The following is a 14,976-nucleotide window of genomic DNA, read 5'->3' as shown; positions in this document are numbered from 1 at the left end:
GTATTATAACAACTACTTTTTAGTAGGTTGAATCATATGCGTCAATTTTTTCAAGGTCTCTAAGGTTGGTGCCAATTTGAAGAAATCGGTTATTCCCTTGAGGAGGGTATTTGATTTTTGCGGTTTTACAATATCATACCCATACCCATGACCATATCCGTAATTCTCGGTTGCTATACCTCTTTGTTTTACTCCATTAAATACAATGTTACTGTCTTTTAAATTTTTATTATTTAGGGTCTCATCAATGCGTTTTCCAATATGTTTTGGAGTGTAATCATGTCGTACTACCAAAAGTGTTTTGTCACTAAAATCACTTATTATGGCAGCATCAGACACCATAGTTACTGGTGGTGTATCGATCACGATGTAATCGAAAGTACCATACAACGTATCAAAAAGTTCTTCAAGTTTTCTGCTCGACAAAAGTTCAGATGATGCAAAAGTTTTTTCGCCACAGGGCATCATGTACAAATTGGCGCAGTCCGACTTATGAATCACTGTTTTTATAGTTGCTTTATTCGATAAAAAATCACTTACCCCATCTCGGTCTTCCAAGTCGAACATTGTGGTAAGAGAAGCGTTTCTCAAATCCATATCGATCAACACAACTTTTTTACCAGAAAAAGCCATGGTTTGCGCAAGATTCGCACTTACATAACTCTTGCCTTCACCTGCTATGCTTGAGGTGATCATTAGCGTTTTTATTTTTGTTGAACGTTGGTATACACCTAAGGATGACAAAAGGTGTCTGAACTGGTCTAATATGAAAACATCTTTATGATTGTCAACCAATAATTCCGCATCCTTCTTATCTAAAAATGCAAGTTCTCCTAGTATGGGAAGTCTGGAATAACGTTCTAAATCAGATCGGAATAAAATTCTTGAGGAAAATAGTTCTTTGCCCGTAACAATTAATATACCTAGTGCGAGTGCGAGGAAAAGAGCAATCGCGAAGACAAATGTTTTTTTAGGACTAACTGGTCTCAAAGACGCCTCAGCCGTTTCGATAACTCTGGCATCACCTTGGGTAGGTGCATATGAGAGAGCCGTTTCTTCTCTTTTTTGTGCTAAATAGTCGTACAATTCTGTTATACTTTTTTTCTTTCGGGTGATTTCAACCAATCTTCTTTCTTGTTCAGGTAGTACTTGAAGTGCCGAATTATATTTCCCACTAGAAGAATTTAAATTTCCGAGACTGGCTCTAAGATTGGCTTTTTGGCTATTTACATTTTCTAAAATACCAGGTCGTATTTGATTGATTTTATTTCTTACTGCTACTAGAATAGGGTTATTCTCAGCTGTAGTTTTACGGAGTTCCTCATATTCCAATTCGGCATTGTAAAGTCTATCTAAAAGTTGCGCAAGTATGGGATCATTTATACCTAATGTAGAAGGAACAATACCTGCCTTTTTGTTCTTTGAAACCACATAGTTTTCTACTTTTCTTAAAACCGTAAGTTGCAGTTCTATATCTCCTATCCTTCTGTCGTAACTGCCTACATTATCTAAATAGAGATTTCCTTGTTTACTAATATTAACAACGCCTTCTGAAGATTTGTAGGATTCTAGCTCCTTCTCTACTACTTTTAGTTCACTACCAACCTGTTCCATTCGATTATCTACAAATGCAAGCGTATTAGCTGCTAGAGTATCTCGCTCACTGGTTGATTTTTGCATGTATGATTGTATGAGCTGAGTCACAATATCTTCACCACGCTTTGTACTAGTGTCTTCGTAATTTATTCGAACTACTGTAGAAAGTTTGCTTGAAGAACCCACATATAGGTTAGTGTAGATACCATTAGAAACTAATTTCGGCGGCGTGAAGGTAAAATAATATGATTTTTCTTTATCAGTTGAAGTTTCGAACTTGGGGTTGCTTATAAATTTGATATGATCACCACCTAGAGGGTTCTTGACCCACTCATCAACAGGGTAACTTTTACCATCAATTCGCACTAGGCCCTTTATACCATCAAAAGTAAAACTCTTTTTAATAGCATTTTGATAATACCTAGTGTCTTTTGGGTCTTTTAGTCTTACGTGAATTGGAGAAGTATCATATACGGCATTATCTTTAAACAGTCCGTTTTCATATACTTGGGAGTACAAATTCAATTCGTTAACGACTTCGTTTATTAACTCTTTAGAGTGGAGTACCTCGACTTCGTTCTCGACAATTTTTTTAGAAGTAAAAACATCGATTGATTCAATTATTTTAGAATCGTCTACACCTTTTTTCTCATCATTTACTATTAAAGCAGCAGAGACCTCATAGGTAGGGGTTGAGAAAAACAAAAACGTCCAAGCGGCAAGCAGTCCCAACAAGAAAAGGCCTAAAAACAAAGGCCAGAAAGGAATATACTTGTCCGCTAAAAGGCTGAACAAATTATCTTTATTATTAGTGTTTTCGCTTGACATCAAATAGTATCTTGAATTAGTTATTTCATTTCGGGCTTTAAATGATCAATTTATATTCGCCTAATTTGAATAGTCTTTCGATTTTTACAGTACCAGTTTCATCAATGAATTCATTTTGTACTCAATGAAAAAGGTTGCTAGTCATGTTTTTATTTTACGTTTATCGCTATGATTATGGCTAACGAAATTGCACTTAAAACTACAGGAATCCATTCTTTCGTTCCAGTGGAACTAGCAACTTTAGCTTTATTGGGTTGAACATAAACTATATCATTTGACTGCAAATAATAATATCGTGAGCTAAAAATTTCGTTAGAAGTCAAGTCAATTTTTCGTATTCTTCTTACTCCATTTTCTTCACGAATCAATGTAACATTGTCTCTTCTACCATATATGGTAATGTCGCCAGCCATACCCAAAGCTTCCAATAAGGATATTTTTTCACTTGGCACGTTCAAAACTGAAGGGTTCTTAACCTCGCCAAGTATCGAAACTTTATAGTTCAAATATCTAATTTCAACTATAGGATCTAATAGTAATTTTTCGCTGACTAATCTAGAAGTAATTTCATCACGAAGTGTCTTCTTAGATATACCTGAAGCTTTAATTTTTCCTAATATTGGAAAATTAATAAAACCATCTTGGTCTACTAAATAACCGGAAACTTTAAATGTATTTCCTGAATTTAATGACGATTGGTCCGAATTATTTCTTGATAAATTGAATAGATCAGCTGCCTCAGCATTCACACTACTCACAACGATACTAAGTAGATCATTTGATTGAATTACTGGCTCCAAATCAGCTATTTCATTGTTGATAGCTAAACTAGTGGGGTTATTGAAATAGACAGCGTTTTTTGTGTTGCCGCAAGAAACTAAGAAAAGAGAAGTAGCTATTACAGCGAAAGAAATTTTAAAAATTTTTAATCTAAAAAAGTATCTACTTCGTCTTTTTGAATTCATGGTTTTCATTTTAGTTATTTAGTGTTCAAAACTAGGCTAAAGTTTGCTCATGCAATCCATAAAAATACCTCATTTGATTTTTTACCGCAAAAAAAACCGTTGAACTTAATGTTTATTGTGTTTACCTTACCATAAGTACGTTAAAGAATAGAAAAAGGTTTTAAACGGATGGTAAAAGTAAATACTTCTAGTTTTAATAAGCGGTATTTCCACTGTAAAACTAATGTGTAAATTTTGTGGGGTTTCTTCTATAAATTGTTTTTTCCTACTATAGAAAATCTAGGTTTGTTTGAATTAAAACATTGAGTATTAAATATTCCATACCGAGCAATCTATTCTTGTTCAAAAAAATTGGCTCCTGTTTTTCTGGAAAATTCTAGGTGAATTACCACTTAATCCCATATTTAGTAAGGATGCTTAGGTCTAAAATGAGTAAATTTAGACTACAAAGTTTGTGTTCATTTTTTTTCAGAAACACATTCTTCACCTGATTTAAATGCCTTCTGGTCTATTTTATCATGTATCCACAATATAACTAATTATTTATAGTTTTGTTAAAAATAGATTTATGGAAAACTCCACGTTTGAACATAATGGTTTTAAAACTGGGATTTTATTTATCGTTTTCAATAGACCAGATTTTACGAAAGAAGTTTTTGAAGCTATACGAAGTATAAAACCTGAAAGGCTTTATATAGCCTCAGATGGGCCTAGACTTAATGTTGAAGAGGATTTTTCTAAAGTTGAAAAAACTAGGGAGTATTTACTGTCAAACATAGATTGGGATTGTAAGGTACAAACGCTATTCCGTGAAGAGAACATGGGTTGTGGTAAAAATGTAAAACTAGCAATTGATTGGTTTTTTGAGAATGAAGAATACGGAATTATCCTAGAAGATGATTGCTTGCCAGTGCCTAGCTTTTTTCAATATTGTGAAGAGCTTTTAAAAAGGTATGCTGATGATGATAGAATAGGCATGATTAGTGGCGCTAATCATCTTACTAATTATTATAATTTAAAGGATTCTTACTTATTTTCTAAATCCTTCACCTCTTGGGGGTGGGCTACTTGGAAAAGATCTTGGCAATTTATGGATCATGATATGACATGGTTAGAATCAAATAAGATGGCTATTATTAAGAATATTAGCTATAGTAGAATAAGTCATAGTCATTGGAAAAATGCCATCTATAAGGTTGAAAACAAACTTGCCGATGCTTGGGATTACCAATGGTATTTTTCCTTATCGGGTCAAAACCAGCTATGTATTTTCCCTAAGCATAATTTAATCTCCAATATTGGCTGGGGTGATGATGCAACCCATACTATTGGTAAAGGAAAACAAAGCTATAAAGAAACTGAAAATATTGAATTTCCACTGAAACATCCTGAATTTATTATGCCAGACAGGAAATATGACGCGATATTTGAAAGAAGAACATTGAGTAGACAAATTCTATTAGGGTTGTTTCCACAATCTTTAAAAGACAGAATAAAAAAAATAATGTGAGTGTCGAAATTATAAAATTACCTAAGCTCAATTTTACACATCAAATTTCTCCCCAAATACTTTATCATAGTCCTATTAGAATAACTTTAAACTCAATAGGCTCTTTCCTCTCCCTTGAAAACGTTAAATACGGTTTTGAAAATTATATCAAAGTCTAACCATAAATTCCATTTTTCCACATAAAATATATCTAGCCTTGTTCTATTCAAAATATCTGCTTTTTTGACGATTTCCCCCCGATATCCTTTTATTTGAGCCAGACCGGTAATACCAGGTTTTACAAAATGTCGAACTAAATATTTGTCTACAGACACTTCGTAATCCAGAGTATGTAATTCCATATGGGGTCTCGGACCTACAACACTCATATCACCCATAAAAACATTAAAAAATTGAGGAAGCTCGTCAATACTTGTTTTGCGCATAAATTTTCCTAACCTAGTCAATCGCATGTCATTTTTAGAAGCCATTTTTATATCGGCATCTGCCGTTGTAGTCATCGATCTGAACTTATAGCACCAAAAAGGTTTTCTTTTTAATCCGTGACGTTTCTGCTTAAAATAAAGAGTACCTGGAGATTCCAATTTTACAAGAACATAAAGCAGAGGACTCAACCATGAAAGTATTCCAATAATAACTGCAGCTGAAAATACAATATCAAAACTGCGTTTTATAATGCGGGCATATTCCGTATCAAGAGGTACTTTTCTCAAATTAAGCACCGGAACGTTATCATAAGACTCGATAGACATGGCCCTTGAAAATATCTGCTTATTATCAGGAATTATTTTAATTTTAATTAGGTTGTTATCGGCAAAATTGATCAAATTTTGCAACTCTTTACTGTTAAAATTAGAAGCAACACAGTAAATCTCATCTACGTCGTTTTCAAGAATAAATAAGAAAGAGTCGAGAACTTTTCCTAGATAAGTCGGGCCCTCTGTATCACTATCGTCAAAATAACCTAAGTAACGATAGCCTAAAAAAGGGTCGTCAAAAACATTACGAATTTTTTGAAGCACAGTATCACGACCAATCACTACAACGTTAACAGAGTTTCCCCCAATTTTACGGTACTTACCTCTAACCCAAAAGAAAATAACTCGATACCATGTAATGCAAAGAAATATCAATGCAATAATCAACATTTGATATTCTAAGGAGTCATATGACTGTTTTCCAAAACCAAATAAGGCAAAATATGCCAAACCATAGACTAGATAGAGTTGAAAGGTTTTATGAATCTTGGTTAAAAAACGATCATTACGTTTTGTTGGGTAGTAATTAAGGCTATAAGTAATCAGAAGCCACGAGAAATTATAATAAATATAATTAATACCGTTAAAGTATGTTTCTGGGGTAAGAATCCACAAAATTCCGTTGATAATACACAAGTGTATTAGAATCGAAATTGGAATAATTAAATCTGACTTTTTATACTTCTTCATTAACCTTTAGCACTGTATAAAACTATTGATATATAACTTAAACCAGCTTTACCATAAAAAATATTGTACCAATAAAAAGGTTATAAAGGTACTCATCAATCTTTGATCAGCAATAAGATAAGGTTTTATTAATTGATCTTTTCAGTAATCAATTCAAATAAAGTTCAGAAGTAAATAGCCAGAGGGGAACATTGACTATCTATAACGACAAAGATATATTTTATGCCAAAAATCTACAATCAAAGCTGAATTCTTTTGTTTTAAAATTGATTTATTTTATGTCTAATAAATTAAGGAGCAAAAAATAAAATGTCAATAAAAAACAGAGTTTACAGAGTGTTATAGCTGGTCGCCTGAATACTAAGTGTACTATTTTTAAAAGAAAATATTTTTTTCTCCTTGAGGTTCAAATGCTCAAAATAACGTTGAAATGTTTTGGAAATTTTAAGGTAACAGATAACAGCGTTTAAAAACATACTGCTTTAAAAAAAAATTGTGAAATTTCAAGACTTATATTTAGCGACTTTATTGATCAAATATTTTAGTAAGAAGGTTTAAAAAAAGAGAATGCATTTACCAATGAAATATTCAATCTAAACCAAATTTCTGTCCCATAAAAATCGTTGAAAATAGAATCTCAAAATATGATGAAGAAGCTCAAGTTGATCAGAGTTTAACCACAACTTTCCCTCTTAAAAACCACATAAACAGCTCTTTCACAACAAAAACTTAATAGAACCGGGCATTATCTGTAGTATTGTTAGGAGCTTTCTTACGAATTCTCCCAACCAAAATTGTCCACTATTAAAAAGTTCGTCCCATACCAGCTTATCGCTGTTCTATTTCTATTTACAAAATTTGGCTTTTCTCAAAGCGTAAATTTTGACAATGTGGGAAAAGATAAGCTATTGCGCTACAACGGCGGCATTGCTGCCAATGCAGTTTATTATGATGGTACGGCAAACAGACAAGCACTAACCTATTTTCTGACTGGTAACCTCAACTTCAATATTGCGGGACTCTATAATATTCCCCTTTCATTTACCTATTCCAATCAAGATTTTAATTTTCCGAATCCGTTTAAGTTCAATCGCCTAAGTTTGAATCCGTCTTACAAGTGGGTAGCTGCGCATATTGGTGATGCGAATATGACATTTTCACCTTATACCTTAAGTGGTCATCAGTTTACGGGAGTTGGTGTTGATCTTACACCAGAAGGACCTTTTCAAATAAGTGCTATGTACGGGCGCTTTTTAAGGGCTACAGAATACAACGAAGAAGAACCGCAAGCTATAACGGCCTACAAAAGAACTGGTTACGGAATAAAAACTTCATACGATTTTGAAAAAATTAAACTAGGCCTTATCCTATTCCAAGCTAAAGATGAGGAAAGTTCATTGGAAAATCCATTTCCCGTTGAAATTGGTCTAGCTCCAAAAGAGAATACAGTAGTATCGTTCGAGTCAGAATTTAGGCTATTCGAAAAGGCACAGTTTAGATTTGAATACGCCATTTCAGGAGTAACAGAAGATACGCGTCTGACAGAAGCTAGAAGCGAAAGTGGCTTGTTGTCTTTCTTATTGAATGAAAACATCACCACCAACTATTATAATGCATTCAATGCTTCTTTCAATTACCCAGCAGGTAACGGTGTTCTAGGAGTTGGTTATGAAAGAATCGACCCAGATTATAAAACCTTAGGGGCTTACTTCTTCAATAATGATTTGGAAAACATTACCATTAACGCAAGCCAAAGTATTTTTGATAACAAACTAAATGTCAGTGTAAACGCTGGTTTACAACAAGATAATTTAGATAAAACCAAATCCTCAGATTTGCAACGTATAGTTGCTTCGGTCAATTTAAATTATACAGCATCTGAACGACTAGGTATCAACGGGTCGTATTCCAATTTCCAGTCCTACACTAATATCCAAGATCAATTCGATTATATCAATCAGGTAGGTGCTTTTGATAATGTCGATACACTAAACTATAGACAAATTTCGCAGAATGCCAATCTAGGAGTCAATTTGATTACCAAAAAAACCGAGTCTAAACAACATAGCGCAAATCTGAATTTGGTATATCAAAATTCTGATAATCAACAGCAAGGAGAAACAATTGAAGGAGGAAATAGTAGTTTTTACAATGGTATGTTATCACATACTTGGGGATTTCCTAACAATGCCTTAAATATCTCCTTAGCTGCAAATACATCGTATAATCGTATTGGTATAGAAGATAAAAGCTTAACGTTTGGACCCACTTTAGCCGTTTCAAAACAATTTTTTGATAAAAAGCTGCGAACAAATTTTTCCAGCTCTTATAACACCGCTTTCAACAATGGGGAACAACAGAACAACATCTATAACTTTAGATTAGGAGCCACTTATGTTTGGTTAGAGCGACACAATTTTAATTTGAATGCACTGTCCTTATTTAGAAATACAGAACTAGCCAATAGTAATGATTTTACCTTAACCTTTGGCTATAGTTATGCTTTCGACAATTTCAAACTGAAATTCAAAAAGCGTGAAAAAGTACCTTCTAATCAACTCCGAACCTTAAGCTTCAGACATCGCGGGGTTACCTATAATGGAACTATGGAAGAGATCAACACCCAGTTGACCAATGTATATGGTAGTTCAAAATTTGCTAGCATTCCCACCTTTAAAAAGGGAGAATTAAATCAAAATCTATCCTTCGTAAAAGAACAACGCAAAGAAGAGCCCTATAAAGAAAGTGCCATTATTTTCCTCGAGGAATTGTATAGCTATGAAGACTTCTTAAAATTATATGATCAGGCCTTGTACGAAGTTATTTTAAAAGTTCAAGAAGATATGTTAGAAATTGATATGGCCTTGGAAAAACTCTTCGTAATCAAAAAATTAGAACTTGATGCACATCCTTTAAAGAATAAATCAAAAGACACCTATACTAAAGAAGATAAAAGTCAAGAAGAGAGTTACTTAGCGCTTATCACGGAAGAGAAAGATCGTTTGGAAAAATTAGTTGGTCATCGTTGGATGCAGAATCAATTCAACAATTTTACATCCAAAGAGACCATCGAACGACCAATTGGTTATTTGCTTGAATTTAAGCGCGGTATGTCGGAAAAAGCATACCTGATGTACGAGAAAGAGCCCGATTTGCAAAAATTGAAGCTATTTTTAGAAAACGAGATCATTGATTTTTATTATAAAAAATCGCTGGGTATTGTAAACCCAGAAACCTTTGAGTTGAAATATATCAACAAAAACTAAACGAACCAAACTATGAAGAAGCTTGCCCTTCTTTTTCATTTTATCCTTGTCTTGTTCTTAACAGGAACACAGTTGAGCTTTGCTCAATCTTTTCCTGTTCAAGTGATTCCGCAGGCACTTCCACCAGCGCCGATCTACTTTTCAGATTACGCAGATGAGAGTACCATAACCAGTCCGTTACGAGTTCAACTGATTCTTAACGATCTACAAGTAGCTAGTAAAGAGGTGCGATTAAAAGCTTCTTTTGAAGGGAACGGAATCGCCTTCGAAAGCAATGCAATTGTTTCGGGGGCACCTTTATTATTTCTTGAATCGGGCATTCCACTAAACCTTACCAATGTTGAGCTTGCCCCCTATTTCAAATTTGAAAATATTGTTGGTATATCTCCCAATGTATATGGGCAACCCATACCAGAAGGGACTTATCGTTTTTGTTTTGAAGTTTTTGATGCCTTCTCAGGGAATCGTATCAGTGATAGAACTTGTGCGGGTACGGTCATCTTTCAGAACGATCCACCCATTTTAATTTCTCCCCTTAATAAATCAATTGTAGAAGAGCGGAATCCACAAAACATCGTTTTTCAATGGACACCAAGACATATCAATGTTAGTAATGTAGAATATGAGTTGAGCATCGTCGAAATTTGGGATAATCAGATAGATCATCAAGCTGCTTTTTTAAGCTCCCCTCCTATTTTTCAAACTACAATTCCCAATACAACTTATGTATATGGACCCGCAGACCCTCAATTACTCTCAGATAAAAACTATGCTTGGCGCGTTCAAGCAAAAGCAAAACAAGGCACAGAGGAAATTGGTTTGTTCAAGAATCAAGGCTATAGTACCATTTTTGTTTTTGGAAATACTGGTATTTGTGATTTACCAATCGGAATAAATCATGAGGTAAAAGGTGCTACAAACGCTAACATCTTTTGGGATGATATTACCTCTGAGTCTCCAGAATTTCAAATTCGATATAGAGAAACGGGAGGTGATAAAGAATGGTTCTACTCCAAAACCACAGCCAACTTAGTTACCATTTGGGATTTAGAAGCAGGTACTGAATATGAATACCAATTGGCAAAGACCTGCGCTCTAGCAGAAAGTGAATACTCCCCAATCAAAACATTTAGAACACATCTTTTCGATGACGATGATAGTGCCTATGAGTGCGGTATAGCCCCAAATATTGATGTTACTAATGAAACACCTTTAGCGAATTTAAATACAGGTGAAAAATTTACAGCTGGTGATTTTCCAGTAACTATACTAGAAGTTAATGGTAGTAATGGCTATTTCAATGGAAAAGGGTATGTAACCATCCCGTATTTAAAAAGCATTAAGGTTGCGGTTGAATTCACCAACATTTTTATTAATGAATTAAGAGAGCTCAAACAAGGAAATGTTATTACGCTATATGACCCAAGCTTAAAAGGTATTGTTGACCCTTGGGATACTTTTGATGATTTGGATGATATAATAAACGGAGGAGATTTTACAGTCTATCAACCTGTAGATTTTGATATAGACAGCGTTGAAATCAATGGTGATCAGATTACAATACGAGGTACTGATGCGGATGGGAATCCAACTGAGGTTATTTATAATTATGATTCAGAAGATCGCTATCAAATTACGGGTACCAACGGCGTTTTCTCAATCGATGAAAACGGTAATCTGAATCCTTTAGGACCAGAGGGCGAAGGAGGTCCAGTAAATGATACCAATACAACAGGAGTAAACTCTGGAGGTTCCGGAACTGCCGATGACCCATCAGTTGCGACATTTGCAGATAATGATGTCATCATAACTTATGATAAGGATTCAGCTGCAAAGTATGGTTGGGATGAAGCAACCAGTTCTTACGAAAAAGAACAGTATCCAAAAGTTAGCTCACAAAGTGGTTCTACTTTCTACCCTATTCATAAAGCGGTAAAAAATGGAGATACAGATACTTTTTATGTAAATGTTGACATTAAAAAAGATGGTTTAGCGATTGAAGACCTAATTTTTAAAACGGTCAACGGACTTGAAATTAAGACGGAAGCCGCTGGTACAAATCGACTCAAAGTAACCGTAGCTGGTTCAGGAGGATATCGAAGCGAAGAAGCTGTTATAACCTATAAAGAGGGTGATGAAAAACAGGTGGCCGTCTCTAGTTTCTTTATCCACCATTTAAGGCCTAGAGGTGAAGTAAACGTTACGTTGATTCCTGTAAACGGTTACGCTCCAGCTCAAGGAATAGAAAATCAAGTAAAAAACCTATTTGATATCGCAGCTGCGAATTTAAAAATTGCAATGGGCGCGGCCTTTAATGGAGATACCTCAGGTTTGCAGTATACAGAAAGTGGGCTTCTATCTAAACACCCCGATAGCTTTAAACAGTTTTATACAGACTTTAAGAACAACTACTCAGGCTATTCTTCAGATACGTACTACGTATTCTTATTTGATCAAAGCGTACAACCAGGTCAAAACCTCGCTGGTTTTATGCCAAGAGGCACCCAATTCGGCTATGTGTTCTCAGCTAATGTTTCAACGACGGGTCTAGAAAGCAAACAGACACTAGCAGATGTTGTTGCCCATGAGATCGGACATGGTGTATTGGGTATAAGTCACCCTGCCGATAATGATTTGGATACCGATTGGTTAATGGATAAAGGCAAGGGCAATCAACTTGCTAAAAGAGATTGGGAAGCTATTGGTGATGCTGGTATTCAGTTGTATTTGTTTGATGATGATGGGGATGGGGAGTTTGCCCCCATTGTTATACGTTGCTTATCAGGCGCTACCATAGATTTTGCATTTTACTACACCTCTATTTGGGTAATGATTCAAATAGATGATCAGTATGAAGGTGACAAACCAAGTTTTGCTGAATTTGGAAAAGTAAAGGACTATAAGGATTTCAGTTGGGGAGAAGCAGCAACAAGCGCAGCAATAGCATGTGGTGCTGCGAATGCTCCGAGTTTTTTAGCTCCTGATACAAGTAGAAAGTTAAAAGCAGGTTTAGCAGCCTTGGGTGGTGCCGCTACAGGTTTCGCAACAGAGACTGCAAAGCAGTACGAAATTACTATTGATAGTTTAAGTCAGGCGAATGGAAGAAAGCCGAAGCTTAAACTAGTTGTAAGAAATATCAATTGGCAGCCAATTATTATTAATTCTGTAGGAGAAGGGGTTCTTGTAGGTTTCGCTGAATATCTTATAAGTTCTAAGAAGTTAAAAAAGCTAAAAGTACTTGTAGAAGAAAAGCTTGGCAAAAAGCTCACCAAACAAAATATTCCTGATTTTGTAAGATTCATTAGAAACATTGGATTAAGTAAAGTCAGACAAAGACTACTTGACCGTCTCTCAGACCAACCTAATTTAGAAAATTGGATAAATACTTTAAATAACAAAAAGCTCCTTGAAAAGTTAGAAACGCTAGATGATGATACATTAAAACTATTAGACGGTGATATTACAAATGTTAATCTTCAAAATGCGTTTGATAATAATCCGGAATTAATTAATGCATGGGACTTTGTTCGTGATGCAACTGGCATCGATAGCGCCAAGAAAATATCTGTAGACATTCTAAAATCTGTAAGTAAGCATTTAGATGATTTAGATTTCATGAATGTAATCGGTAGTGGAAATGTTCAAGCGGGTAAAAATGCTTTTGGCGAATTAATTAAAAAATATACCGGGAAATGCCAAGCTTGTACTGGTGGAAACCCTTCTAAATACCTGCCAGATAATCCGCAAGAATATATTGACAAAGTTGTAGAACTTACAAAGCGCTATTCTGACAAGAACGGTATTGATATTTTTAAAGAAGCAAAAAAAGGCTTTGCAAGTCAAGATGGAGCTTGGCATTCTATGAAGCACATAGATGGCTTAGATCCTTCAAAGGTTAGGAGAATTGATGCGAAATTTGAAGGCGAAGGATTACCATGTGAAGGTTGTCGGTTTGACGTTGAGTTAATTCCTACTTCTTCGAAACCTTTAAAATTACTAGAGTATAAATCATATTTAAATGCTTCTAAAATTCCGCTACCACAATTTAAAAACTATTTGAATGATGTAACAAACCTTAATCAATTCAATTATATTTTTAATAAGTCAAAATTGAATTTAGCTGATGCCCAAGATGGTCTTGAGAATTTTTTAAACAAGAATGCTATTGATTTGTTTAAAACCCCAGCCAATGGAGGTATTGGTTTAGCCAAAATGAAGCAATTATTTGAGTTTGACAATTTTGTTTTCGATAATGTTGCAGAGTTTAAGAATCTTTTATCTAACAATAAAACATTTAGGGATAATGCCCTATCTTTTGTAAAAACGAACTAGTATGAATTTGATTGAAATTTTAGACAAAGTCAATTATTATGATGTAGCTAAAGATGAAGTAATTTGGAAAGAGAATGGGGTTTTATTGAATAAAAAATTATTGTTTAATGGAGATATAGTTTTGGTGAATACTAATGAGCGTTTTGTTGTGATTCAAACACAAAGTTCAGGCACGATTATAATCGATAAAGCAACCAATAATCAATATAAGGTTGATAAAAATGGTCCTATTATATCAAATAATATGTTGTTGCTTGGGAAGTGGAATGAAGATTTTTCAGTAAGAATATTATACGCATGGGATTTTATAAAAGATGCCAAGGTTTGGAAAAAGGAAAGTTATTTTGGAAAACCATTTTTATGTGAGGGTAACTTATTTGGGTCGTTGAAGTCAAAACTATTTAGAATTGACCCAAATACAGGTGAATCAATTTGGCATTTAGATTTATTTAAAAAAAATAACTCCTATACCATGAACTCGGAATCCACTCCAATAGATATTCAAGAATATATTGGCTTGCATAATGGTTGCTTATATTTTAAGGCTGGTAATAAATTAATAATAGGTGTCAGTGTCGAAAGTGGTAAGGAAAAATTTAATTATGAATATACTGACGAAGATGTTGTTTTAGATAATCTCTGTTTAGACGTTGATAAAGGAGTGATATTTTCTATAGGTTCAAGTAAATATTTTGAATTGAATTTATCATCTAATTTGGCAAAGGTGCATTCTTTGAAAGAAGATGCTCAGAAATACAAAATTGAGACAACTAGGTTAGGTTCTTGGGAAGGCAATCTCATATATTTCTGGGAAGGGGGAGGGAACCCTAAGTTTGGAGTTTTTGATAGAGAGACAAAAAAAATAAAGTTTGTCCAGATTTTAGAGGTCAACGGATACCCCGCGATTAAAGAGATCAAGCATGGCCAAGAAAAAGTATATGTTTTAGATGGTGGTAATAGACTCCACGTTTTCGAAAAGGAAATTACACCAACCAAGTAAATTTAAATTTATAAAAATTCTTTTTTAACAA

At 34.4% G+C, this 14,976-nt stretch carries 7 protein-coding genes; 4 read left to right on the top strand and 3 right to left on the bottom strand.

Annotation, left to right across the window (positions count from 1 at the left end):
* Positions 1-12: 12 nt before the first annotated feature.
* Positions 13-2,424 carry a GumC family protein gene (locus tag ACKWCD_RS00465; protein ID WP_413981952.1) on the bottom strand — a complete coding sequence of 804 codons (2,412 nt, stop codon included), beginning with the start codon at positions 2,422-2,424 and terminating at the stop codon, positions 13-15.
* A 149-nt stretch (positions 2,425-2,573) separates the two neighbouring features.
* Positions 2,574-3,389 (bottom strand): polysaccharide biosynthesis/export family protein, encoded by an 816-nt coding sequence (locus ACKWCD_RS00460; protein ID WP_413981951.1) that lies wholly within the window; start codon positions 3,387-3,389, stop codon positions 2,574-2,576.
* 568 nt (positions 3,390-3,957) lie between these two features.
* On the opposite strand from ACKWCD_RS00460, the gene ACKWCD_RS00455 reads away from it, so the two are divergent.
* Positions 3,958-4,899 carry a glycosyltransferase family protein gene (locus ACKWCD_RS00455; RefSeq protein ID WP_413981950.1) on the top strand — a complete coding sequence of 314 codons (942 nt, stop codon included), beginning with the start codon at positions 3,958-3,960 and terminating at the stop codon, positions 4,897-4,899.
* Positions 4,900-4,991: 92 nt separating this feature from the next.
* Here ACKWCD_RS00455 and ACKWCD_RS00450 read toward each other — a convergent pair whose 3' ends face one another.
* A complete protein-coding gene (locus tag ACKWCD_RS00450) occupies positions 4,992-6,347 on the bottom strand; it encodes an exopolysaccharide biosynthesis polyprenyl glycosylphosphotransferase (RefSeq protein WP_413981949.1) in 1,356 nt (451 codons plus the stop codon).
* 890 nt (positions 6,348-7,237) lie between these two features.
* On the opposite strand from ACKWCD_RS00450, the gene ACKWCD_RS00445 reads away from it, so the two are divergent.
* The 3 genes from ACKWCD_RS00445 to ACKWCD_RS00435 are packed head-to-tail and all read left to right on the top strand — an operon-like array spanning position 7,238 to position 14,945.
* Complete coding sequence (locus ACKWCD_RS00445) at positions 7,238-9,613, top strand: hypothetical protein (RefSeq protein ID WP_413981948.1); 2,376 nt, start codon at positions 7,238-7,240, stop codon at positions 9,611-9,613.
* A gap of 12 nt (positions 9,614-9,625) precedes the next feature.
* Positions 9,626-13,945 (top strand): hypothetical protein, encoded by a 4,320-nt coding sequence (locus tag ACKWCD_RS00440; protein WP_413981947.1) that lies wholly within the window; start codon positions 9,626-9,628, stop codon positions 13,943-13,945.
* 1 nt (position 13,946) lies between these two features.
* Complete coding sequence (locus ACKWCD_RS00435) at positions 13,947-14,945, top strand: hypothetical protein (protein ID WP_413981946.1); 999 nt, start codon at positions 13,947-13,949, stop codon at positions 14,943-14,945.
* Positions 14,946-14,976 lie beyond the last annotated feature (31 nt).

Source organism: Maribacter taeanensis (genome assembly GCF_047345145.1).
GTDB lineage: Bacteria > Bacteroidota > Bacteroidia > Flavobacteriales > Flavobacteriaceae > Maribacter_C.
Note: the sequence above shows the minus strand (reverse complement) of the source record. Positions and strands in the feature narration are given on the sequence as shown.